This is a genomic window from Pseudomonas sp. LBUM1660 (genome assembly GCF_059695935.1).
The window spans coordinates 828233-852923 of sequence record NZ_CP166795.1 but is presented as its reverse complement, the minus strand read 5'-3'; the positions used below and the strand labels follow the sequence as shown (position 1 = coordinate 852923).

21 protein-coding genes are annotated in these 24691 nt (G+C 59.8%); 6 read left to right on the top strand and 15 right to left on the bottom strand.

Annotation, left to right across the window (positions count from 1 at the left end; all coding sequences use genetic code 11):
- Nucleotides 1–105: 105 nt before the first annotated feature.
- The 3 genes from ACA068_RS03820 (at nt 106) to ACA068_RS03810 (ending at nt 2235) form a co-directional block, all read left to right on the top strand.
- A complete protein-coding gene (locus ACA068_RS03820; protein ID WP_497307730.1) occupies nt 106–996 on the top strand; it encodes a LysR family transcriptional regulator in 891 nt (296 codons plus the stop codon).
- Between the two features lie 55 nt (nt 997–1051).
- Entirely contained in the window at nt 1052–1627 is a 576-nt protein-coding gene (locus tag ACA068_RS03815; protein ID WP_094469238.1) for an NAD(P)H-dependent oxidoreductase, read from the top strand.
- Between the two features lie 197 nt (nt 1628–1824).
- Nucleotides 1825–2235: a MerR family transcriptional regulator gene (locus ACA068_RS03810; protein WP_497307728.1), complete on the top strand. Its 411-nt coding sequence runs from the start codon at nt 1825–1827 to the stop codon at nt 2233–2235.
- A gap of 66 nt (nt 2236–2301) precedes the next feature.
- Here the strand turns inward: ACA068_RS03810 and ACA068_RS03805 are convergent, their stop codons facing one another.
- The 11 genes from ACA068_RS03805 to ACA068_RS03755 all read right to left on the bottom strand — a co-directional run bounded on the left by ACA068_RS03805 (nt 2302) and on the right by ACA068_RS03755 (nt 17000).
- Nucleotides 2302–4917 (bottom strand): efflux RND transporter permease subunit, encoded by a 2616-nt coding sequence (locus ACA068_RS03805; RefSeq protein WP_497307726.1) that lies wholly within the window; start codon nt 4915–4917, stop codon nt 2302–2304.
- Nucleotides 4918–4950: 33 nt separating this feature from the next.
- Entirely contained in the window at nt 4951–5787 is an 837-nt protein-coding gene (locus ACA068_RS03800; RefSeq protein WP_140895556.1) for an outer membrane lipoprotein-sorting protein, read from the bottom strand.
- A 69-nt stretch (nt 5788–5856) separates the two neighbouring features.
- Nucleotides 5857–7155 carry a DUF1302 domain-containing protein gene (locus ACA068_RS03795; RefSeq protein ID WP_497307724.1) on the bottom strand — a complete coding sequence of 433 codons (1299 nt, stop codon included), beginning with the start codon at nt 7153–7155 and terminating at the stop codon, nt 5857–5859.
- Between the two features lie 2 nt (nt 7156–7157).
- The gene (locus tag ACA068_RS03790) at nt 7158–7922 is read right to left on the bottom strand and encodes an SDR family NAD(P)-dependent oxidoreductase (protein WP_497307723.1); all 765 of its coding nucleotides are present in this window, start codon (nt 7920–7922) and stop codon (nt 7158–7160) included.
- Nucleotides 7919–8656 carry a 3-oxoacyl-ACP reductase family protein gene (locus ACA068_RS03785; RefSeq protein ID WP_462025394.1) on the bottom strand — a complete coding sequence of 246 codons (738 nt, stop codon included), beginning with the start codon at nt 8654–8656 and terminating at the stop codon, nt 7919–7921. Before ACA068_RS03785 ends, ACA068_RS03790 begins: the two co-directional genes overlap by 4 nt.
- Before the next feature lie 9 nt (nt 8657–8665).
- A complete protein-coding gene (locus ACA068_RS03780; protein ID WP_497307721.1) occupies nt 8666–11536 on the bottom strand; it encodes an aminotransferase class III-fold pyridoxal phosphate-dependent enzyme in 2871 nt (956 codons plus the stop codon).
- A 54-nt stretch (nt 11537–11590) separates the two neighbouring features.
- Entirely contained in the window at nt 11591–12799 is a 1209-nt protein-coding gene (locus ACA068_RS03775; protein WP_497307719.1) for a beta-ketoacyl synthase N-terminal-like domain-containing protein, read from the bottom strand.
- Complete coding sequence (locus ACA068_RS03770; protein WP_497307717.1) at nt 12796–14091, bottom strand: beta-ketoacyl-[acyl-carrier-protein] synthase family protein; 1296 nt, start codon at nt 14089–14091, stop codon at nt 12796–12798. The genes ACA068_RS03775 and ACA068_RS03770 overlap by 4 nt, the downstream gene beginning before the upstream one ends.
- Complete coding sequence (locus ACA068_RS03765) at nt 14088–15146, bottom strand: beta-ketoacyl-[acyl-carrier-protein] synthase family protein (protein WP_497307715.1); 1059 nt, start codon at nt 15144–15146, stop codon at nt 14088–14090. The genes ACA068_RS03770 and ACA068_RS03765 overlap by 4 nt, the downstream gene beginning before the upstream one ends.
- 1 nt (nt 15147) lies before the next feature.
- Complete coding sequence (locus ACA068_RS03760; protein ID WP_497307713.1) at nt 15148–16422, bottom strand: beta-ketoacyl-[acyl-carrier-protein] synthase family protein; 1275 nt, start codon at nt 16420–16422, stop codon at nt 15148–15150.
- An 8-nt stretch (nt 16423–16430) separates the two neighbouring features.
- Nucleotides 16431–17000 (bottom strand): acyl carrier protein, encoded by a 570-nt coding sequence (locus tag ACA068_RS03755; protein WP_497307711.1) that lies wholly within the window; start codon nt 16998–17000, stop codon nt 16431–16433.
- Nucleotides 17001–17532: 532 nt separating this feature from the next.
- Between ACA068_RS03755 and ACA068_RS03750 the strand changes: the two genes are divergently transcribed.
- Nucleotides 17533–17877: a cupin domain-containing protein gene (locus ACA068_RS03750; RefSeq protein WP_007946320.1), complete on the top strand. Its 345-nt coding sequence runs from the start codon at nt 17533–17535 to the stop codon at nt 17875–17877.
- A gap of 219 nt (nt 17878–18096) precedes the next feature.
- Here ACA068_RS03750 and mmsB read toward each other — a convergent pair whose 3' ends face one another.
- Both mmsB and ACA068_RS03740 read right to left on the bottom strand, forming a co-directional pair.
- Nucleotides 18097–18984 carry a 3-hydroxyisobutyrate dehydrogenase gene (gene mmsB / locus ACA068_RS03745; protein WP_077747330.1) on the bottom strand — a complete coding sequence of 296 codons (888 nt, stop codon included), beginning with the start codon at nt 18982–18984 and terminating at the stop codon, nt 18097–18099.
- A 10-nt stretch (nt 18985–18994) separates the two neighbouring features.
- The gene (locus ACA068_RS03740) at nt 18995–20521 is read right to left on the bottom strand and encodes a CoA-acylating methylmalonate-semialdehyde dehydrogenase (protein WP_497307709.1); all 1527 of its coding nucleotides are present in this window, start codon (nt 20519–20521) and stop codon (nt 18995–18997) included.
- Between the two features lie 149 nt (nt 20522–20670).
- Here ACA068_RS03740 and ACA068_RS03735 point away from each other — a divergent pair, with 149 nt between their 5' ends.
- On the top strand, nt 20671–21618 hold the full coding sequence (locus ACA068_RS03735; protein WP_497307707.1) for a LysR family transcriptional regulator: 948 nt from the start codon (nt 20671–20673) through the stop codon (nt 21616–21618).
- A gap of 414 nt (nt 21619–22032) precedes the next feature.
- Nucleotides 22033–22821, top strand: coding sequence for a toll/interleukin-1 receptor domain-containing protein (locus ACA068_RS03730; protein ID WP_497307705.1), 789 nt, complete (start codon nt 22033–22035; stop codon nt 22819–22821).
- Nucleotides 22822–22826: 5 nt separating this feature from the next.
- On the opposite strand, the gene ACA068_RS03725 is transcribed toward ACA068_RS03730, so the two are convergent.
- Nucleotides 22827–23375 (bottom strand): Rha family transcriptional regulator, encoded by a 549-nt coding sequence (locus ACA068_RS03725; RefSeq protein WP_497307703.1) that lies wholly within the window; start codon nt 23373–23375, stop codon nt 22827–22829.
- Nucleotides 23376–23988: 613 nt separating this feature from the next.
- Nucleotides 23989–24657 carry a hypothetical protein gene (locus ACA068_RS03720; protein ID WP_497307701.1) on the bottom strand — a complete coding sequence of 223 codons (669 nt, stop codon included), beginning with the start codon at nt 24655–24657 and terminating at the stop codon, nt 23989–23991.
- Between the last annotated feature and the right edge of the window lie 34 nt (nt 24658–24691).

Sequence of the window (24691 nt, the reverse complement as noted above, 5' to 3'; positions counted from 1 at the left end):
CTCCTACAGGTTTGCGGTGCTGATCCGGACATCATCAAACCCTGTGGGAGCGGGCTTGCCCGCGAAGGCGTCCGCCCAGACAACAAACATCCAGAGGCCATAACAATGCACTTCGACCTGACCGACCTGCGCCTCTACCTGAACATCCTCGACACCGGCAACATCACCGCCGGTGCCGCCCGCAGCCATTTATCCCTGGCAGCCGCGAGCGCACGCATCCGCGCGATGGAATCGTCAATCGGCATCGACTTTCTGGACCGCGGTCGCCGCGGTGTCACGCCGACACCGGCCGGCAAAGCCCTGGCGAAACACGCCCGGGCCCTGCTGCAACAAGCCGAACGCCTGCAGCAGGACCTGGCCGAATACGCCAAGGGAGTCAAAGGTCAGGTGCGGTTGCTGTGCAACACAACGGCGATCACCGAATACCTGCCGGAGTTGCTCGCCGATTTTCTGCGCGAACATCCGAACCTCGATATCGATCTTCAAGAGTTGCCCAGCGCCCGCATCACCCATGCGTTGCGCCAGGGGGCGGCGGATTTAGGGATCGTGTCCGATGCGGTGGACACCGAAGACCTGCACACCCGGCCGTTTCGCGATGACCCGCTGGTGTTGATCTTGCCTCCTGACCACCCCCTGAACGAACAACCGTCACTGACCTTCGCCGACACCTTGAGCCACGACTACGTGGCCTTGGGCGCCAGCAGTGCCTTGGCGATCCACTTGGAAGAACAGGCCCTGCACATTGGCCAGCGCATGCCGATCCGCATTCGCGCTGACGGCTTCGACGGGGTCATTCGCATGGTCGCTCGCGGTGCAGGGCTGGCCATCGTGCCACGGGTGGCCATCGAGCGCTGGCCGCAGGTACAAGCGGTCACGTCCCGCTCTCTTCCCGAAGACTGGGCCAACCGCACACTGAAAATCTGTACCCGCGACGTCGACAGCCTGCCCGGTTACGCCCGGGCCTTGCTGGAGGCGCTGACGCCGGGAACGCCTTGACTCTACCGTTAGGGGCAGACTCTATGCTGCGGGCTTCATTTCAGGAGTACACGCAATGAGCAAACGAATGCTCGTGATTCTGGGTCACCCCTCCACCGACAGTTTCTGCGGGGCGCTGAGCGAAACTTACGTCCAGGCCGCCAAGGATGCCGGGCATGATGTGCGCCTGCTGCGGCTGGATGCGCTGGACTTCGACCCGGTCCTGCACGAGGGCTATCACACGATCCAGCCCCTGGAGCCAGACCTGTTGCAAGCCCAGGCCGATATCACCTGGGCCGAACACCTGACGTTCGTTTATCCGATCTGGTGGGGCGGGATACCGGCCTTGATGAAGGGCTTTGTCGACCGCATTTTCCTGCCCGGCTTTGCCTTCAAATACCGTGAAGGCAAGGCCTTCCCCGACAAACTGCTCAAGGGCCGGACCGCGCATCTGCTGGTGACCATGGACACGCCGCCCTGGTATTACAAATGGGTCTATCGCATGCCCGGCCTGCACCAGATGCGCAAGACCACGCTGGAGTTCTGCGGCATCAAGCCATTGAAGACCCTGACTTTCGGGCCGATCCTGGGCTCCAAGTCGAGCCAGCGCGACGCCTGGCTGGAACAGGCCCGCGTCACCGCCAGCCGCTGACGCGACCCCTCGCTGTTTGCTGACGGCACGCACTCGCCGTCAGCCCCTTCCCACGTCCCCCTCAAGCGGTCGTTCGTCGGTTGTGCGCGTCATTTACACGCCGCTGCAAACTTTGAATGTTATTCACTATATTATTCGCTCCGATCAGGCATGAGGCCTGGTCGCGCTACGCCCTGTTTGATCATCGAGACGGATCTATGTATATCGGCAAAGCCGCCCAGCTGTCGGGCACCACAGTCAAAAGCATTCGCCATTACGAAGAAATCGGCCTGTTGCCCGAGCCCAAGCGTGAAGGCAAGTACCGCATCTACAGCCAGCAGAGTGTCGAGGTGTTGACGTTCATCAAGTGCGCCCAGCAACTGGGTTTCAAGCTCAAAGAGCTGCAGGTGATGTTGAACAACTACCGCGGTGACGAATTTCCGTGGGACATGGCGCAAAAAGCGATCGCCGAAAAAAAGGCCGAGCTGGTCTCCCAGATCGGCGCTCTACAGCAATTGCACAACGGCCTCGAAGAATTCGAAAGCAACCTCAAAGATGCCCGAGAGGAATGTCAGTTCGAGCGTATCGCCCGCTATGGCGAAAAAAACCCGAGCAATACGCTGAACTGAAGACCCTGCTGCGCTGGATTAACCGGCTCGCAGGCCACTAAGGTGCCTGCGGTGCCGGTCATCAGGTCAGCTCAAGGCAGGCTTCCCCACTGCTCGATCTTTTTCCGGCAGCGGCGCCACCGGAACAATCGCCGCGAAGAACCACGGCGACACCAGCGTCACCAAGAGAATGGTCATGACACCGCTGGAAAACAGCGCCATCGCCACCAGTGCGCCCAGATCGACAATCGGCTTGAAGTCGGAAAACAGCAAAGCCATGAAGCCCACGGAGAAAATCACCACGTTGACCACCGTCGAACGGCCGACGCTGTGCATCGCCTGCAAAATGGCCGCATCGATATGAATCCCTTGCTCCACCAACAATTTGATCCGTGACAGCAGGTGCACCGCGTAATCGACCACGCCGACCACCAGGAACGTCACTAATGTCGTGCCGATGTTCAGTTCGATGCCGAACAGGAACATGAAGCCGTAGACCGTCACCGAGGTGGTCAACAGGGTCAGCATGCCGAGAACCCCCAACCTTACCGACTTGAGCCAATACATCATCATCAGCGTGACCACCAGCAACGCCAGGGAAAAACTCAGGACCTGGCCCTGGGTGATTTCCTGTAGAACGCCAGTCCAGATCAGCGGCGTGCCGGCATGCGTCACTTCGAGGTTGGCCGGTTTGTTCACCAGCAACCAGGCATCGAGGCGATCCAGCATGTCCTGATAGTCGCTGGCCACTGACGAGGTCATGGTGTACAGCGTCAGCGCCTTGGAGTAGTCGGCGTTGAGCACGTTATTGAGGTCCGAGCCACCGCCGTTTTCGAACAGCATCACGTGCTGCTCGATCAACGAATTGCCCGGCACCTCGAACCGCTCGACCTGTCCCTCTTCATTAGCCGACGTCACCTGCTCCAGCGCCTGGGGCACGCGCAAGTAGTCGGGGTTCATGTCGTTGAGCACCAGGTTCATGCGCTTGACGTAAGTGGCCAGGGAGTAGCCGTAACTGACGTGAGGTTGCTGCTTGATGAAGTGGTCGAGCTTGTCGATGAACTGCACCACCTCCGTGGTCAGCACCCCACGCGGCTCTTTGCTGTCGATGGCAATCCAGCCTGGTGCCGTGCCCGCGACCCCGGCCTGGTTGATGAACTCGTCCGAAACGCGAATATGGCTCTCGGGCTTGAAGTAGGCGATGCCCGAGTCTTCGATATCGACGCGAAAGGTGAACACCGTCATCAAGATCAGCAGCGGCAGTGTCACGATCAAGATCGGTTTGCGCCACTGGATTAACCGCGCGCAGAACGCCACCAGATAACGCGAAATGATCGACTCCTTGTGTACGGCAGCAAGGGTTTTCGGCGTCTGATCCTTGCCCCAGATCGAGATCCAGGCCGGAATCAGCAACAGCGAAATGATCAGCGCCGCCGTCAGGCCGATGGACATGAACACGCCGAAATTGCGGATGCTGACAATGTTGTTGGTGGTGGAAATCATGAAGGTGGCGATGGTGGTCACCGTCGTCAACACCACCGGCACCACCATCAGCCGTTGCGTCTGGCGATTGGCTTCGCGGTTACTTTTACCGGCGTTTTTCTGCTCGTAGTACTCGGCCATCACATGGATCGCATCCGAGCAACAAATGGTGAACAGAAACACCGGCAGGACGCTGGTCAGCAAGTCGAAGGGCACCCGCAACAAGGCCATCAGCCCCAGTGTCCAGATGGTGCAGAACAGGATGTTGAACAGCGGCAACAGCACGCCCAGCGGTTTGCGGAAGAAGAAAATCAACAGCAGGGTGATCAGTAAAAATACAATCGGAAACAGCACCGCCAGATCATGGTCGATGATCTCCTGCTGGGCCGCGATGAAGATCGGCATACCGGCAATAGAGATCTCGTCCTTGAACCCGGGGTGCGCCGCCTGATAGTCCGCGACGATGCCGCGCACGATCTGGTAGGCGCGCAGTTGCGCCTGGGCATCGTCTTGCTTGGTGCCCAGCTCGGCCACCAGCATCGCGACTTTCTTGTCCTTGGACACCACCCCGTCGACCATCAGCTCGTTGCCCATGATCTGCGACTCGACCAGCGCCGGGTCCATGTCGAAGGCGTTGAGGGTCTTGTGGATCAGCAACTCGCCATCGTGGGTCAGCACGATGTTTTCCAGGTCGCCCATGGACGCCATTTCGCGGATCGGGTTGATTCGCTCGGCGAGAAAGGTCAGGAACAGCTGATCATGGGCATCCCAGTTCTGGCTCTGGGCGTAATCACGCAGGGCCTTGGCCTGGGCATAATCGTTCTGGGAAAAACCGTTTTCCAGAATGTCGCGTGTCAACAGTTGCGCACGGCTGTCGTCTGGATGCTGCGCAACGATTTGCGTCAACTGCTCCTTGTCGGCGTCGTTGGCCAGGATCATCTTGCGCACCGATTGCGACATCGAAAACAGTGCGTTGAGGGTCTGCTTGTTGAACACCGTCTGCGGGTTGTTGATTGCCACCATCACCGAGTCGAACGTACCGGTGAACTCGCTTTGCAAGTCGATGATGGTCTTGCGCGCCGGATGGGTTTCCTTTAGCAGATAAGGGTTGGTGTCGGAGATCAGCGCGCCCAGCGTATAGGTGAAATACGCCGTGACCGCCACCAGCAGGAAAACGATCGCCCGCGCATAGCGCTCGACGAAGTTCAGGTATCTTTCCATGAGCATGCGTTCCAGAGTCGTCGGGGTCGGCGCTTAGCGGGCAGACACGGCAAAGTCCGGCACGTCGCCGGTTTTCAGCCCGCGCTTGATGGCGGTCTGGGTGAACAAACGGTCTTCCAACTGCACGTTGTATTGCAGGTGGTTGAAGCGCATCTCTGAACGCGTGCCGTCGATGAAGTGTTCGGTCTCGCTCAGCACGATGCTGTCGATCGAGTCGATGGTGTCGACCTTTTGCGTGCGCATCTGCTTGACCAGCACGCCTTTGACGTCGAAGAAGTCCTGACGCATGACCAGGAAATTCTGCTTGTCGATCCACACTTTCAGTTTGTTGTAGCCGGTCTTGGCCAACACCTCGGGCGACGCCGGCTCACGCTCGATCACGTAGCAGTCGCGGCCCTTGACCTGCTCTTCGCCGACCAGCGTCTGGGTGTAATCCTTGACCCGGATCTTGTCGAGGTCGGCGTAGGAGTACTCGCTGCCCATGAACGAGCCGCGTTTGTCGGTGGTGGAGATCCGCCGCGTCTGGCGACTGACCGGCAAGTACATCCACTGGCTGTCTTCCTGGCCCAGGGTTTCGTGGGGGTTTTCGATATGAAAGGCCACGTCGCGCACATCAGTGGGGGCGGAGAAATACATGCTGAATTTGTCGCTGTCCGGGTAATCCTTTTGCAAGTAGGTGAACTCACGAACCCGGGTATTGCCCTTCTTGTCGTGGAGGATCAGCGACACCTGGGACATGAAGCTTTTACCGTCGTTGCGATCCCGCACCTGGCGGATGATTTCATCGGCATTCTGGCCATCGGCGGCGGTGGCGCAAGCGCCGCTCAGGATCAGCGCGGCAGCGGTCAGACTTTTGAACAGAGGCAACATGGGAACTTCCCTTTTCGTCAGATGGATATGGTCGAGCCAAAGCGCGAGGGGCACGCAGGCGTCATGGGGTTAAAACAGGTAACCGGCGGACAGCCGCACTTGGTCGCGGTTGTCGTACTCGCCGAAGGGCTTGTCGGGCTTGCCGAAGAACACATCCACTTCCAGCCCGAGCTTGATCCAGTCCACCGGCTTGTAGGTGAAGATGCCTTGCAACAGCGCATCGTCTTTGAACGGTGGCGAGGCGGCGACCACCAGCCGGCTCTTGAGGCGGTCCTGCCAATGAGTGCCTTCGGCCGACAGGGTGAACAAGTGTTCGCGCTTGTCTTGCAGCATGCCGTCCTGCCAGTCGAGCAGTTGCTGCTGCTGCCATTGCAGGGAAATCAGCCAGTCGCGCAGCAGGTAGTCGACGCCCAGCAACGACTTGACCATCGGGGTGCTGTCGGCGCCGTAGGCACGGGTCGGATTGGTCACCCGCCAGTTGTCGAACCAGGCAATTTCGCTGCGCACCACGATGCTGTGACCGGCATCGATCGCCAGCCCCGCGCCGCCCATGGTGTAACGGGGAAACTGACGCTCCAGCCGAGTGCGACCGTCATCGGCCAAGCCTTCGACGGCGTAGACCGGGTCCTGCTGGCGTGCATTCAGCGCGACGAAACTGGTGTCCACCGAACCGATCCGCCCGTTGGCGCTCAAGCCATAGGAAAAGCCCTTATCACCGTCGTAGCCGGGCTTGGAATCCAGCAGAAAGTATTGCGGATCCGGCACGGCAAACAGCGGCGCGTCGAACTCGCTGCCTGCAACCGGCGGCTGGTTTTTCACAAAATCGGTGACCCACAACGCCTCCAGTTCCCACTCGCCCACCGGTTGCGCAAACCTCACCATGGGTACTGCGATCCGGCTGTCTTCCAGTAGCGGAGTCAGGCCATCGCGATAGTCCACCGGGTTGATCTGATCGAGCACCCGCAACTCATCGGCACGACCCCAGACCACTTGCTGCCAGCCGATGGTCACCTCGCCGTCTCCCACCGACTGGCCCCAGTACAAATGCCGCCAGTCAGCGTCGAAGCGGTATTTGTCCCGCGCCCGTTCGCTGTACGGATTGTTGCCGTCGTAGCGGGCGTCGTAACGCACCCTCCCCTTGGCCTTGTAGTAACCGCCGTCCCAGTTGTCTTCCAGGTTGGCCTTGAAATACACGGCTTTCTGGGTGACCTGATCGTCACCGTGCAAGCGCAACGCGGTGGCCACGCCGACTTCGGCGTCGGCGTAATCCGGCTTGAAGTCCTCGACCGTCAATTCAGCCAACGCCGGTTGCGCGGCCATGCACGCCAAAACCGCCCACGCAGTGCGGCTGATGTGTAATCCCTGCATGGCTACATTCCCAACCCGACACCGCCGTCGATCACCAGACTCTGAGCGGTTACCCCGCCCGCTTCGGGGCTGGCCAGGTAACGCACCATCGCCGCGACTTCTTCGCTTTGAATGAAGCGGCGCATCGGCAATTTCTTCTTGGCGTTGCGCAGGATCTGTTCCTGGGTAAGCCCGGCAATCGCCGCTTGCGCCGCCAGTTCACCTTGCAGCATGGGCGTATCAATCCATGCGGGCAGAATCGCATTCACCGTGATCAGCCGTGGTGCCAGGTCCATCGCCAGGGCCTTGGTCATGCCGACGATGCCGTGCTTGGAAGCGCAGTACGCGGTATTGCGGACCTTGCCGGCGCGGCCGAGGATCGACGACATGTTGATGATCCGCCCGCGATCCGGCATCAACGGCAGGCACAACGAGGTGACGTAGAACGTGCCGTTGAGGTTGACCGAAATCACCTTGTGCCAGTTGTGCAAATCTTCCGGTTCATTCTCGTTGCAGATGCCGGCGCTGTTGACCAGCACGTCGACGTAATCCACTTGCTTGGCGAGCATTTTGAAGAACGCTTCCATGCCCGGCAGGTCGGCAATGTTGGCCGCATGGGTTTCGACCCGGGCCTTGATCCGCCCGTGTTGCTCGTCGACCCAGCGTTGCAGTTCCGGCAAATCCAGATCCAGCAGGATCAAGCGGTGACTGGCGTCGGCGGCAAAATTCTCCGCGACCGCCCGGCCGATGCCCTTGGCGGCACCGGTAATCAGAATGGTCCGGCTCATGGCATTTTCAACCCGCCGTTGACCGGCAGGACCTCACCCGTCAGGTACAAGCCGCGATCGGCGATGTACAGCACCGCCTCGGCAATTTCATGGGGTTCGGCGTAACGCTTGATCAGCAACCGTGACTGGATTTCCTGTTCCTGACTGCCAATCAGGGCCGTACTCATTTCGGTGTTGACGATGCCGGGGGCCACCGCATTCACCCGGATGTTGCGCGGCGCCAATTCCACCGCCAGGGCACGGGTCAGCGCTTCGACGCCGCCCTTGGCCGCGGCATAGTTGCTTTGCCCCTTGCCGGGTTTCTGCGCCGCCACCGAACTGATGTTGACGATGCAACCGCTGCGCTGGCGCATCATGGACGGCACCACCTGCTGACAGCAGAGCAAGGTGCCGATCAGGTTGGTCTGGATCACCTCGATGATGTCGCGACTCGGCATCGTCGCCAGCAACCCGTCACGGGTGATGCCAGCGTTGTTGACCAGCAGATCGACGCGCTGGAAATGCTGGTCGACCCGTTCGAAAAAGCCCTTGATGCTGTCGCCGCTGCTGACATCGCATTGCAGCGCCAGGCATTCGAGGCCCAACGCCTGGACCTCGTCACGTAACGACATGGCGGCCACTTCGTCGCGCACATAACTGAACGCGATCTGATAGCCCGCGCCGGCCAGGGCCAGGACAATCGCCCGACCGATGCCACGACTGCCACCGGTCACCACTGCTACTTTATTCGGCATGACCGTTCCTTAGAGTGAGTTGTCTGTCTTGAACTGCGCGAGGCTGAAGCCGTGGGTCGCGGCCAGGGCACGAATCTGCTGCACTTGCTCGCGGCTGATATCGCCGTAGGAGTAGTGCTGTTTCATCCCGGACAAGCCCATCAACACCGACTCCGCCATGCAGGCGTACAGCTGACCTTCCTTGAGGTAGGCGCGCACGTTGCGGATCAGGCCATCGCCCAGCGGGGTCTGGACAATTCCGCCGTGCATGTAGAGCACGTCGGACCGTTGGCTGGAGAGGTTCTGATCGACGTTCAGCGGCACCGCGATGTCGCAGATCACGCTGTTTTCGGCGAAGTGTCCGGCACCGAGAAACGGTTGAGGCGCGTTCGCTGCACAGAGCACGATGCGCGCCTGTTTCAGCACATCTAGGTCATTGCTGACGGTGATGAACGCATTCGCGCCCAGGCGTTCTTCGACCAGGCGCTGCACGCGCAAACCGAGGTCGGTGCCAGCACCGTGGGCCTGCAACAACGCGTCGATGCCGTCGAGTTTCTGCAAGCGGTTGGCGAGGCGGTCGTGCTCGGCGACACCCTTGAGAATCGCGCGGGCGGCCTCGGCGTAAATCAGCTGGGCGGTCTTCTCCAGGCGCCGCAGGGAACCGTCGCGACCGCTACCGATCAGGATCAGGTGCTCGACACTGGTGGACAACAACGAGGCGTAAGTCGAAGCAATGTTGCCGGCCGCGCCGACCACCGCCGCCGTCTGTTCGCTCAGTTCCAGGCCTTGCTGTTTGCAGCCCTGCTCGATCGCTTCCAGGCCCATGCCGATGGTCAGCGCGTTGCCGGAAGTCAGCGCCATGTCGGGGATTTTCAACGCCTGACAGTTGTTGGTGACGATCGAGGTGTACATACCGAGACCGGCCACGCTGTAGCCATCGGCCCGGGCATCACGGATGCGATTGCCGACTTCGTCTCGGATGGTGTCCAGGTCGCCACTGGCGATGTACGCGGCCATGGCATCGGAGTCCATGCACAACGGGTACAAGGTGAACTCCACGGCGGTGCCGAGTTTCGAACGAATCAGCACCGGACCGATGGGGGCAGCACGCCGCTCGGGGGCCATGCGCTTGATGAACTCGCGCTTCTGATCGGCGCTGAGGGTAGACAGCGACGGGTCGACGTCACTGAGCATGTCCGAATCGATCAGGTGATTGATGAACGCCACGCGCGCCACCACGCGAACGCTCTCGTCAGGCTTTGGGAGGTTTTCAGGTTCCCTGAAACTCACCTCGCGAGCCGGTACTTCTTGGATGCTGTCGGCGCACACCCCGGCCGCCAGCGGGAAGGCATCGCGGCGACGCAGCATGTCGCAGACCTTTTGCAGCGAGCCGATCAATCCGTCGATTTCTTCGAAAGTGATGCACACCGGTGGCTCAAGGCGAATCACGTTGGCGTTGCTGCCCGACGGCGCGACCCGCAGCGATTCGAATTGCAGCAGGTAGCCGGCGATGATGTAACCCAGCGCATCGTTGTACTGCGCCGATGCCTGGACCAGCGAACTGGTGCCGCTCAGGTCGTGCAGTTCGAACCCCAGCAGCAACCCGCGACCACGCACATCGGCAATCACGTCCGGGTACGCGGCTTTGAGTTCGAGCAACGACGACTTGAGGTATTCGCCTTTCTTGCTCACGTCCTTGAGCATCGCGCTGTCGTTCGCAAACAAGCGGCGCAAGGCCGACAGGGCGATATGGCACGAGGCATCGTCTTCGGCGAAGGTCGAACTGTGGATGTAGCTGAAATCGGTTTCGTAGTGACTGGCGCGGATGACGGTCGCGGCAATTTTCATCAGGCCACCGCCCAGCGCTTTGGACAGGCAGTAGTAATCGCCCTGCAAGTTGAAATGACTGGCACCGAGCAGCGTGCCGGTGCGGCCGAAACCCGATTGCACTTCGTCGATGATCAGCGGGCATTGCTGCTCGTTGCACAGGCGGCGCAGGGCCAGGTAGAACTCGCTGGCGAACTCATTGATGCCGCCCTCGCCCTGGATCGGCTCCAGCAACACCGCCGTGATCGCGCTGAAGGCTTCACGGCGCACCTGCAAGGTCTCGCCGCTCCACTCCAGTTTCAGCCAATGCCGCATATGACGGGCCGGAAGATCCAGGAGTTGCTGGGGTTGTTGCGGATCGATGAATTCGACGTTGAGACCAAAACGAGCGAATGGCTGGCGGTACTGTTTGCCGTAGGTCAGCTGGACGGTGTTCACCAGTTTGCCGTGGAAGCTGCCGCGCAGGGCGACGAATACAGGCTCGACATGCAACTGCGCAAGGTTGTGTTGACGCACCGCTTCCACCACTTGGCGCACGGTCACGTAAGACAGGTTTTCCGGCAGCAACCCGGCGGGCAGATCAAGGTCGTCGACGTCCAGTTCGACATAGGCCTTGTCGCTGGCAGTCAGGTTGGCCAGGGCGAAATCCCGCTCGTCGAACTGCTTTTGCAAAGTTTTCTGGCGGCGGTATTCGGCGTGCTTGACGGCGATTTCCACCGACTCGGCGCCACTGTTTGAGAAGGTCGAAATGTAGCGCTCGCTGTTGTTCAGCTCACGGTTGAACGCTTCGCTGAGTTCGCGGCCCAGCATACCGGCCGCACTGCGCACGGACATCTGCGCATTGAACGGCACATCGGCGCGCAACAGGCCGCAGAGTTGATCGACGAACTGCGGGTCATTGTGGCCAAACAACGCAGCGCCGTAACCGCCGAGGAAGTCGGTGACGGTCACCTCGACACCCTGTTTGTCGCGGTAAAACAGCTTGCTGCCCAATGCTCGGTGGAACTGGCATTCCAGGCCCAGGGCCTGCATCAGTTCAACAAATTTTGGTCGAACGTAATCGCGGTAATCCATGACAGTCATATCCCTTGATCAGAAAAGTAGAGGCGATTCATTGCGCTCAAACGGCTAGTCGGTCGCCTGATAGTCGAGCTGGTAACAGGCGCTGAAACCGTTGTCGTCGCGGTTGACAATCAGGCAGTCACGCAGCACCGCGTCCCGTCCCTCACCGAGCACAAACGGCAGGTGCGGGTCCACCGGTTGCTGCAATCCAATGATCGGTGGCACGCGCTGGGCAAGCAGTGCGTTGCGCGCCAGGATCAGGTCGACCAGGCTCGGCGCGCCGCTGAGAATGCCGGTCACCGGCACGCTACTGGTGATGTGCGCGGCACCGGCGCGGGCGAGCGTGCGGGCCAGGTCGGCGTCCTTGTGCGGATCGCCGCTGGCGCTGCTGACCAGCAGATCGACCTGCTTGTCCGGCAGGTTCAACGACCCCATCCGCGGATGGGCGAACAGCGCCGACAGGCAGGTCTGCGGGCCATCCGGCAGATCGTCGGCCCGGCGCAGAATCAACGCCGCCGCCCCTTCACCGGCAATCCCGCCCGTGCCCTGGCGATCGAATGCACGCAGGGTCTGGGAACCGTCGGTGCTGATCACACCGGCCTCGGCCAGCGCGGCCAGCGCCAACGGGTCGAGTTCACTGCCGGCGCCGACCACAATCGCCGCATCGATACGACCGCTTTGCAACGCTGCGCACGCCTCGCGCAACGCCGCCAGGTTGCCGGCCACGCCTTGCATGTAGGCGTTGCACTCGCACTCCAGTTTCAGCGCCAGGCTGACAATTCCGAGCAACCCGTTACTCAGGCTTTTGAGCACCAGGAACGGGTCGAGCGCGCGCTCTTGCAACACCCGCTGAGCGAGGCGCCGCATGTCGGCACCGGACTCATCGCGGCACTCCTGAAGCAATTCGCCATAGGCCGCCAACGACGGATGGGTGTAACCGCCCTGGCAGCAATAGAGGCCGTAACGCAGCCCATCGTTACCCGGCTCAAGCCCGGCTTCGGCCAAGGCCTGGCGCACCGCGCTGACACCCCAGATCACGGCCGGCGGGCAGTAGCGCTGGAGGTTCTGGGCCACGTCCTGGCGACTGGTTTGATGGTCTTCATCACTGACATGCCCGAAGGCCGTCACGCGCTCACTGTGGAACAATTTCGACTGCAGCACGGCGATGCCGCTGCGGGCTTCACTGGCCGCCGACCAGAAGCGTTGCACGCCCCAGCCGCTGGGTAATACGCAACCGCTGCCGGCGATCGCAACACGCACAGTAGCGCCCGTCATTGTGAGTGCTCCCGATATTTGCCAAGGGCCAGCGAGGTGTTCAGGCCACCAAAACCGAAGGAGTTGCTCAAGGCAAAATCCACCCGGCGGCTGACCGCCTGCCCGGCGCAATAGTCCAGGTCGCACTGCTCATCGACCTCATGCAGGTTCACGGTCGGCGTGACCAGATCGTTCAGGCATGCCAGGGCCGTTACCATGCATTCCGGCGCACCGGCGGCGGCAATCAAGTGCCCGAATTGGGACTTGTTGGCACTGATGGCCAAGGACCGGTAGTGCTTGTGCTCGGCGAACACACTTTTGATCGCCAGGGTTTCGGCGACGTCATTGAGCGGCGTCGAAGTGCCGTGGGCGTTGATCAGATCGATCTGTTGCGCACGCAGGCCGGCGTCGTCCAGCGCGGCTTGCATCGCCAGCGCCGCGCCCCGGCCTTCGGGTTGCGGGGCGGTGACTTTGTAGGCGTCCAGGCTGCTGCCGAAGCCAAGCACTTCGGCATACGGCGTCGCCCCTCGCGCCAGTGCATGGTCAAGGCTTTCCAGCACCACGAAACCACCGCCCTCACCGGCAATCAGGCCACTGCGATCACGGTCGAACGGCCGGCACAGATTGACGCCCCAGCGCTGCTCGCTCGATGCCGCGCCGAGCAGGTATAGCGCGGCCATGGTGTCGAGGTTCAGCACCGAATCGGCGCCACCGGCAATCGCCACGCTCACTTCACCGCGACGAATCATCTGGAAGGCATTGCCGATGGCCTGGGAGGCTCCGGCGCACGCACTGCTGATATTGATCACCGGGCCTTCGCAGCCCAAACCGTCGGCAATCACCCGCGCCAGCCGATCATTGCCCTGACGCAGCGAGCCGTCGGCATTGACCTCCCCGGCACGCGGCATCAGGTATTGCCAGCCTGGCGCGCGGCCATCCGGTGCCTGGGTCAACAGCATGTCGGCCAGCATGTGTTGGGGCGCACCCGAGGCACAGAGCACGGCGGCTTCACGCAGCTGCTCAGGCGCAAGCCCGCTGTCGTTCACCGCTTGGGTGGCGGCCACCCAGCCGAAGCGACTGCGTTTTTCCAATGCAACGCTCCAGGCCGGATGGTCCTGCAGGGCCTCGGGCAACAGACTCATGTCCACGGCTGCGGCGTAGCGCACCGGGAACGTGCCGTCCTCCACTCCGTCGGGTTGCCATGGGCGCACACAATGTTCGGCGCCGAGCATTTTTTCCCAGAGGGTTTGCCATTCGAAACCGAACCCGGTCACGGCGCCCATGCCGGTGATCACAATCCGTGTCGCACTCATGTGTGCTCCTCCATGGTTTCACTGGCCAGGAGCAAGGCGCCCCAATGACCGGCGCGGCTATGGCTGACAAGCAGCGTGTAACCCGGTGTCGCCGAGGCGTTTTGGGAGTGGTGCAAGGCCAGCGCTATCTCGGTCAGCAAGGCGCTGGCGCCAAGGTCGCCGGTCATTGCACGGGGGCTGCGAACGTCCCGTGGGTGGTCGGCGAACAGGCTCATCAATTGCGCATCCTCGGGATTGGCGAGGATCTGCTCGACGTCACCGAGGCACAGTTTTTCCAGGCTCAGCGCCTGGTCGATCACCCGCTGGGCAACCGCTGTGCCACGTTGCGGATCAGCGCTGTAACCCCGGGCGAACCCGGCGATGCGCAAGGCGTTCGGGGTGTCGGGCGAAAGCGCCGAGCTGAGCAGCAGCGCCGCGGCACCCTCACCGAAAATCGCCTCGGCTGGCGGAGTAGGTTCACGCAGATACAGGGCCGGCGTCAGGTTCGGGCTGCTGCTGACTACCAACGCGGCGTCGGCGCGTTGCTCGACAATCTGCTGACAGGCTTCAATCAGAGCATCGAGCCCGGCGTTGTCCTGGGAACAGAACCCGCCCATCGGCCCGTGGCATTGCAACGCTTCGGCCACGTAGGCCATCACGCTGCTGTTGAGCAGCGTCAGGGCATGCAGCGGCGGCGTGTTGGCCAACAGTTGCGCCAGAGGCTTTTGCGGTTGTTCACTGATCGCTTGCACCGCATCCCAGCAAGGGCTTGGCGCATCGACCTCAGGAATGGCCGCCGTCAGGGCGATCCGTGCCGGCGGCAGTTGCAGGGCCGCCAGCGCGGGCGCCAGGCGTGCCACGCAATGCAACAGGCGTAGGCCTTGTGGTTCGACGCTGCGCTGGATCTTGCGGTCGAACAGCTCGCTGGCCAGACGCGGTGTCGGCAGCGGGTAAGCCCGTCGTGTCGCGTCGAATGCCAACGGTTGCGGCGAGGGTGGCGTCCCGAGCAGGTCGGCACATTCGCTGCCGGCGGCGTTCAATACGGCCGCCGAATGGATGTAAACGGCAATGCTCATGTCATGCCCTCCCCAGAACCAGCGAGCTGTTGACGCCGCCGAAACCGAACGAGTTGGACATCACCACGTTGATCGACTGGCGCATCGGCTCGCTGAGAAATTTCAGCGAGGGGTATTCGGCGCGGTCGTGATCGTAGTTCAGGGTCGGCAACAGCACGCCGTCCCGCAGGCTGATCAGCGACAGCACCGCTTCAATCGCGCCGCTGCCCGCCAGGGAATGACCGATGGCCGATTTGTTGGCGGTAAACGTCACGTGTTCCTGACACTCGCCGAACACCCGTTGCAAAGCCAAGGCTTCGCAACTGTCGTTGGCCTGGGTCGACGTGCCGTGGGTGTTGACGTGTTGCACGGCGCTGCTGAGCAGCCCGGCGTCTTCAATGGCGGCTTCCATGCATTCCTCGTATTTGCTGCCATCCCGGCTACTGGAGGTCATTTTTTGTGCCTCGCACACATTCGCGTAACCCAGCACACGCCCCACCGGCGTGGCTTTGCGACGTAGTGCATGCTCGGCGGATTCGAGAATGACCATGGCCGCGCCCTCGCTGATCACGAAGCCGCTGCGGTCCGGCATGAAGGGTCGGCTTTGCTCGCTTGCCGGCAGGTCCGCCTGGCACAGCGCGCCGAGGCTGTTGAACATGTAATACGGCAACTCGTTGGCCATCAGTTCGACTGCGCCGCAAATGGCCAGGTCGATTTCGCCGCGCTCGATCGCCCGATAGGCGCTACCAATCGCCATGGTGCCGGCGGCGCAGGCATCGGAGTGGGTCGAAATGTGATCGCGGATACCGAGCCGCTCGGCCAGGTGCAGGGTTTGCTGATCGACCCGGCGCCCGAAAACCGCGCGCGACGCCGCCGGGTTATCCAGCAGTAGATCCAGATCGACACGCCCGGCCTCATCCATGCAGCGACTGGCGCGATGCAGATCGTGACTGTCCGCGCAGTACTTGTTGGCCCCCAGGAACAATCCGCTGCGGGCATGAGCAAAGTCTGCCGGGGTCAGGCCGGCGTGCTGCGTGGCTTGTCGGGCGACAAACTCGGCCAGCACGCTTTGCCGCGGATGCAGCGTGGCATTGCCGCCGAATCCCGCGGCGATCTGCTTCCACTGGCCGTCGTCGATAAACCCGGCCGCGCTGTTGTTGAAGCCCAGCGCCTTGAACCGTGGATGTTCGCGAACACAGGACTGCTTCTGGCAGATCCGCTCGAACAACGTGGCGGCGTCCAGCGCCATGGGCGCCACCAGACCGAATCCGGTCACATAGACTTCTCGTGTCCGCATGAGAACTCCTACACCGTCTCTTTGACGTGAGTGGCCACAAATTGCTCCACCAGTCGGCGCGAAACCTCATCGCCATCGGCCGGCACCAGCCGCGCACTGCAAGCGCCACAGACCACTTGCTGACGTTCGTTCAACACGGCTTGATGAGCGCCGCAGTCAGGGCAACTTTGCGGCAGGTAGTTGAAGAGGTTGCGGCACTGTTGCGCCCAGTTGCGCACGGTGGTGGCGGCAAACACTTGCGCCGGTTGCATACCGGCCTTGAGTTGATCCGGGGAGTAGGCGCTCAGACTCTGTTCAAGCAAGGCCTTGCCGTTCTCAGTGATGCGACCGCTGACCAGGAACTCGCTGGCGTCGCCGCAAACAGCGACGGCGTGATCCAGCACACTGGTTTTGGGCAAGGTGCAGCCATACTGACGACCCAGTTGAAAGCTCAGGTCGACGATGTCCAGTGAATCGGCGCTGAGGTCCTCGACGATGCTGCTGTTCTCATCGATATCCTCGGCGCTCATCACCAACAGTTGCGCGAGGATCTCGCGGGTGCTGGCAATGACGTTTTCCAGTTCCAATGGATTGTTCATCTCTATCTCCTTATATCGTGATTGCTTCATGAATTCCGTATACGAGAAGTAACTATTCCCACAGAAACTTCTCACGCGGCAGAAATCTAAACTCTGCCCTTAAGGGGAGAGTCAACGAACTATTTAAAGTTTTTTAATGACTTGAGACCTCCGCACGGAGGGGCCTGCGCACTGCCCTCGGTTGGTGCGAAGCCTTGCGCCACTCGACTTATTTACTTAACAAAGGATGCGTATGGTGGGGCACGCAGTGTCTCGATGACTAAACATGGGCAGACCCAAAAGTATTAACTTCCGGCTCGTAGGACAGACGCATAAAGAGTAGAAATCTAACAAGTAAATTAGTTATAACTTTACAACTGTTGTTGTATATCAGCGCAGTCGTCAAACAATGCATCTGGAGGGATTACAAGCCAATCCGTGCAAACCGGCACAGCGCTTCTGGGTAACTGAGTGTCGAGCACAGACAACTGACCGAGTGCGGGGCGCTATAGGGTGCGGCTTCAGTTCTCTAATCCACTGCCCCGGAGTCCACATGACCGCACCTATTACCGTTCTTCGCGACACTCATCCGCTGCCGGTGCTCGATGCCTGCAAATGGGAAAAACTCGAAGGCGACCCGCACACCGTCAACCTCAACGCCTACACCAGCGAAGACGGCAGCAAGATCATGGGCACCTGGATCTGCACGCCGGGTAAGTGGTATGTGGAATACGTGAAGTGGGAATACTGCGATTTCCGCGAGGGGTATTGCATCATCACCCCGGAAGGCAAAGAGCCGATCCATCTGCGTGCCGGTGATATTTTCGTCATCGAGCCGGGGATGAAAGGCACGTGGGAAGTGGTTGAAACCGTGCGCAAGTATTTCGTGTTTGCCTGATGCAAAAAACCGGAAGACCACCCGACGTTGTCTCCCGGTAAATTCGCATAACCTGTGGCGAGGGAGTTTGCTCCCGCTCGGTTGCGAAGCAGCCGCAAAATCAGCAAATGCGGCCTTTCTGAAGCACCGCATTCGCTGAACCTGGGTCCGCTTCGCGAACCAGCGGGAGCAAGCTCCCTCGCCACAAAAGCTTCTAACCATTCGCCTCAGAAAAACTGCTTACTGAGGTTTTCGATAGCTGTTGATGATCGCCGAGAAGTCTTTACCGCCCTCCCCGCGCTGGCTCATCGCCTGATACAACTGCTGGGCCACTGCGCCGAGCACCACCGGCTGGTGCGCCTGACGGGCCGCCTCAGTCGCAAGCCCCAGATCCTTGAGCATCAGTTCTGCACCGAAACCGCCGGTATAACCGCGCGAGGCCGGCGCCGTTTCGACGATGCCGGGCCACGGGTTGTACATCTCCGAACTCCAGCAACGCCCGGTGGAACTGTTGATGATTCCCGCCAGCACGGTGGTGTCGATGCCGAGGGCATCGCCCAACGCCATGGCTTCACTGACGCCGACCATCGAAATCGCCAGCAGCAAGTTATTGCAGATCTTGGCGATTTGCCCGGTGCCGACTTCACCGCAATGAACGATGTTGCGGCCCATCTGCGCCAGCACCGGTTGCAGGGTGGCGAACAGTTCAGGGGTGGCGCCGACCATGAAAGTCAGCGTCCCGGCCGCTGCACCGCCCGTACCGCCAGAGACAGGCGCATCGGCCATGGCCACACCTTGCTTGGCCGCAGCAGCCGCCACATCTCGCGCCGTCTGCGGATCGATGGTGCTGCAATCCACGGCCGGCACGCCCTTGCCGATACCGGCGAGCACGCCGTCCTCACCCAGCCAGACGCTGCGCACATGCACAGCGGCGGGCAGCATGGTGATGACCAATTCCGCACCTTGCGCCGCTTCACGGGCCGAAGCGCTGATGCTGCCGCCCAGTTGTTCCAGCTCGGCCAGAACGGTTTTGTTCAGGTCCACCAGGCTCAGTGCGTGGCCGGCCTTGATCAGGTTGCGCGCCATCGGCGCGCCCATGTTGCCGAGACCGATAAAAGCGATTTTCATGTCCCGCCCCTTAACGCAAGTTGATGGTGGTGTTCACACCGTCGTTGACGCTGTCGTCATCGAACCAGCGACTGGTGACCGTCTTGGTCTGAGTGTAGAACTGCACCACTTGCTTGCCATACGGACCGAGGTCGCCCAGTTTGGAGCCGCGCGAACCGGTGAAGCTGAAGAACGGGACCGGCACCGGAATCGGAATGTTGATGCCGACCTGACCGACGTCGATTTCGGTCTGGAACTTACGCGCCGCCGCACCGCTTTGGGTGAACAGGCCTGTGCCGTTGCCGAACGGGTTGGCGTTGACCAGCGCGATAGCCTCATCGAGGGTGTCGACTTCCAGGACCACCAGCACCGGGCCGAAGATTTCCTGGGTGTAGATCTGCATCTCGGGCGTCACGCCGGAGAACAGTGTCGGGCCGACAAAGTTGCCCTTCTCGAAGCCTGGAACGGTCACGTCGCGACCATCCAACTCAAGCTTTGCGCCTTCCTTGATGCCGCTCTCGATCAGGTCGAGAATCCGCGCCTTGGCTTTTTTGGAAATCACCGGCCCCACATCAGTGCCCGGCTCGCTGCCGGCGTTCACCTTGAGTTTCTGCGCCAGTGCTTTCAGGTCAGGCAGCCATTGCTTGGCCGCGCCCACCAACACCACCACCGAAGTGGCCATGCAACGTTGCCCAGCGGCACCGAAACCGGCGCCAACCAGCGCATTGAGCGCTTGTACGCGATTGGCATCCGGCAGCACCACGGCATGGTTCTTCGCGCCCATCATCGATTGCACACGCTTGCCGTGTTTGCCGGCCAGGTCGTAGACGTGAGTGCCGACAGCGGTCGAACCGACGAAGGAAACAGCCTTAATGTCCTTGTGGGTGCAGAGCGCGTCCACCACGTCCTTGCCGCCATGAACCACGTTGAGCACGCCGGCCGGAACGCCGGCCTCGATCGCCAGTTCCACCAGCAGCATGGTCGACATCGGGTCCTGTTCGGACGGCTTGAGCACGAAGGTGTTGCCGCAGGCGATGGCCATCGGGAACATCCACAGCGGAATCATCGCCGGGAAGTTGAACGGGGTGATGCCGGCGCAGACGCCGATTGACTGACGCAGGGTGTAGGTATCGACGCCACCGGCGACGTTCTCGGCGAACTCGCCCATTTGCAGGCTGCCGATGGAGCAGGCGTGTTCGACCACTTCCAGGCCGCGGAAGATATCGCCTTCAGCGTCGGCGATGGTCTTGCCTTGTTCGTTGCTGAGCACCACGGCGATGCGCTTGGAGTGTTCGCGAATCAACGCCTGGAGCTTAAGCATGATGCGCATCCGCGCGCCGATCGGCGTCAGCTTCCAGGTCTGGAAGGCGCGATGGGCAGCGCTGATCGCGGCGTCCACTTCCTGCGCGGTGGCGAACGGAACCTTGGCCAGCACTTGCTGGGTCGCCGGGTTAACGATGTCGTGCCACTCGGTGGTCTGGGACTCGACCCACTCGCCGTTGATCAACAACTTGACGGTCTGGACAGTGGTTTCGTTGGGCGTGAGCGATGCGTTCATGCTGGTCTCCAATACTTATTGTTATGCAGGGAGCCAAGGCGGATAAGTCGCCTTGAGATGAGGCGTGTGTCGCGAATTGGTTGTCGGACTGTTTTTGGAGTATAGATGTGCAAACTTCTAATAAGAACGCACATAAAAGCCGGTCCATCATGCAAAAAAACATCACGTCGTTAGGCTCGTTGAACTGGGATGACCTCAAGTTTTTCCTCGAAGTCGCCCGCACCCGCAAGGCCAGCACTGCGGCCAAACGTCTGGCGGTGGACTACACCACCGTGTCGCGGCGCATCAGTTCGTTGGAAGCGGCATTGGGTACGCTGCTGTTCGAGAAGTCCCGGACCAGCGGTTTTGTCCTGACCGCCGAAGGTCAGCGGTTGCTGGGTTACGCGGAATCGATTGAAAGCACGCTGCACATGGCCTGCGAACAGGTTTCAGGCTCCGGCGTGGCGCTGTCCGGGCATGTGCGCATGGGTTGCACCGAAGGCTTCGGCAGTTTTTTCATTACCCCGCAGTTGAGCCATTTCGTCGACGCCTACCCGGCGATCTCGGTGGACATCTTGCCGCTGCCGCACTTCATCAGCCTGTCCAAGCGCGAGGCGGACATCGTCATCGCCCTGGAGCGCCCGGAGCATGGCCCTTACGTCTGCTGCAAACTCTGCGACTACAAACTGCAGCTCTATGCGACGCAGGATTACCTGGACAAGCACCCACCGATCCGCCGCCCGGCAGACTTGGGCAAGCATTCATTCATCAGTTATGTCGACGATCTGGCGTTCAGCTCGGAGCTGTTGTACCTGGCGAATGTGTTGCCCGGCGCCAGCGCCAACTTGCGCAGCACCAGCGTGATCGCGCAATTCGTGGCGGCGCAGCAAGGACGGTCATTGGCGATTCTGCCGTGCTTCCTCGCGGCTCAGGACCCGCGCTTGCTGCCGGTGTTGCCGGAAGAGATCAACATCACCCGGCAGTTCTGGATGTACTGCCGGGAGGACCTGCGCAAGCTCAAGCGGATTACCCTGTTGTGGGATTACATCCGCGCGGTGACTGAGCTGAATGGCCCGTTGTTGCTGGGCCAGACGCGGGAATTGCGGTTCACGGACTGAGGGTCTGGAAGAAGAAAGGGAAGTTCATCGTAGCTTGGTCCGCAGATGCTTGGCAACGGGTTGTGACAGGGTTGGTACAGTACTTGTGACACTCGAAAGATTCTTACGGAGGCACACATAGACGCTATGAAGCGCCATGAAGGCGGCTGAATCAGCACCTGCATAAAGGCGTACAGGGGGAACCGACGAGGGAGTGAGTCATTGAGGTGTCCCCTCGGAAATTTTTGCCAAATCCCCATTAAGAGCACCTGTAGGCCACACCTAAGAAACCAACCGCATTCAGCGGTGGACAGAGCTTTTGTAAGTACGTAATTTCGCACTTGGCCCTTGCCTGCCTCGAATTAAATGGACGTCAATCTCATATAGGCAACAAATGGATTCCAGCTAATCGATGACAAGGAATTTTACTCAAAGGTGGCGTCACTAACCAACCGCAGCCTGAAAGATCTGAGTGTAGAAATCATGAGCATCCCGAAAGTATTCATCTCCTATTCACACGACTCGCAAGCACATAAGCAATGGGTCTTAGAGTTTGCGACGAGGTTACGTAACTCTGGTGTCGACGCAATACTCGATCAATGGGAGTTAAAGCCAGGAGATGACCTTCCTCATTTCATGGAGCGAAATCTTGCATCTTCTAACCGAGTAATAATGATTTGCACTGAGCGTTATGTAGAAAAAGCCAACTCGGGTTCAGGCGGAGTCGGTTATGAAAAAATGATTGTTACTGCGGACTTGCTGAAAACCATTGACTCTAACAAGGTAATACCTCTAATTCGTCAAGCCGGCACTTATGAAACGCCCACATTTTTGAGGTCAAAATTATTCATCGACTTCTCAAGTGAAGATCAAAGCGAGTTCGCCTACGACGAGTTAATTCGGACTTTGCACGGCACACCGCTTTTCGTTAAACCCCCGATTGGAAATAGTCCTTTTACACCGGTAGTGAACAACCAACCGGAGCGGCAAGGCGACCCCATTCTCGAACTCATGAAAACTGTGGTACGCATCTTTGAAAGGCAAACCGAGGACTTTATGAATTATGGCGAAATACTTGACGAGACCAATATATCAAGATTGATGCTGGACGTACTGATCTCGCAAGCCATAAAAGATGGCCTTATCACTCAAGATTCGGACAAAGATCTGCGCCTAACAACAAAGGGGAAGCAGTACGCGCTACATCATAAAATCGTAAAATAAGGTCCTTACACGCCTCTTTTGGAATTTTTGTAGGCCAGTTGCTTCAGTCGCTGGCGCTCCTTCTCAGCGGGAGTCAGAGGACGGCGTGGAATCTTTTTGCTGGCCCTCTTAAGAGCATGGAGGGCCGCTTGCCGATTGTCTTTCTCACGTTCGATCAGATGAACCACAGCAGCCTGTATGGACACACGTTCAAAGCCTGCCCCCTCAAGCTCAAGCCAACGTTTGACGGTGAGATGGCGTAGCTTGACGCTGTATCCAGTGATGAGCGTAAAGGTTAGCTCCTTGTCGAGAATGACCATCGGTTGTGCTTTGTTCTGACTATTTTGGTAGCTGGTCTCGACGAAGGAGGACGCGTCAGTTTTGACGACTCCTATTAAGCACAACTCTTCGAGCATCTTCCGGGCGTCCTTCAGAACTCGGTCATGCCGCTTGCCGGTAATCTCAGCGATCTCCAAAGACGACATTCCGGGCAAACCGTTGAGGGTCGTTGGGGTTATCGCTCCAGCCTTTGTGATCTCCTCGAAGGTGGTTGCAGTAGTGTTGGTCATGAGCATTATTTTTTCTCCTTTTTGTGGCGCTCTTCAGATCGCCCCCACAGCCGGTCATCCGGCCCCAGATAAGGGAACCGGCGTGGCGTGAGAGGCAGCATCAGAACAAGCAGGATGGTTTGCCCTGCGACGGGCAAGATGGTGAAGCCAAGAGTTGCTGTGGCAATAGTGAGGGTATTTAAACGACACCTTTACCCCTGACTCCGATTGGCTCAGTTGCCAACACAGGCTCAAATTGGATACCCGTTCGACAGTCTTTGCGGAGTACTTCAAGTCGACCTAATGGAGCACGACGTTTATTGTCGAAGGTAACCACTCCAGATTCGTAAGTTCGAAAGGATGCATTTCAAATGGTTAAGACATGGCGAAGCTCAATCAGTTGAGGTAGTGAAGGTGCTGCGAAGCCCCATGACAGGGTGATGAGGTCGGCTTCAGTGAGCTGGGTAGGCGACGAGACAGGTCATGAGTTCTCCTTGGATACGATCGTAAAGATGACTTTTTGAGGAGGGGTTGTATTTATAATTACCCCCTCCCTCTGGGTCTGATCGATCCGGTGTCGATGAGCTGGAAGGTGGTCTGAGAGTTTTTTCTCTATTATCCGTCGTTAAGTCCGAGAGGCCTAAAGTAGAGCCTCTGCTTCGAAATTGGCTTCCAGTGCCGCTTTCAACTTCGGGTGTCTCTCGACATACGATGAGATCCCATGGGCGGCATGCCGGGCAGCCTTGGCAATGCGCTGGGCAGTGCGCAACGTGTACTCGCAGGTCTGGCAGGCTTCCGCTGAGATCTCCGAGAGGAAAAGCGCATGGATCACTGCTCGGGCTTTCACGTTGATCCTCCCGTTGCTGGTTTTGGCACTGGTCAAGATTGAACCGTGAATGATGTCGTCCACCCAAGCCTGTGCAGCTGTAAGGTCATCGTCTTCTTCATCTTGGTTGTCGCCAGTACAAGCCATCTGCTCAACAAAGGGTCCGACTCCGACAAGGAACGGCATGAAGGCAGCGGCAGGGTTCTTCACGATGGTCTTTGGTCGGCCACGGCTTTTCTTGGTGATGGGATCGACAACTGGGACGACCATCGACAGGGATGCTTGAGCGGTGGCGTGGTCGGTGGTCAGGTTCTCATCAGCACGGCGCTGGGCAGCCCATGCCTGATACTGTGCTTCTGGACCCTTGCGCCGGATCATGTCCTTGCGACTGATGATCTCGCCGGTGATCGGATCAACGTGAAGTATGTGCCCGGTCTCGTGGTCGACGTGGCGGTGAGGCAGGTTGGTGGGGATACCAGTCATTGGGAAGTCCTCATGTTGTGTGGTGGCAACAGTG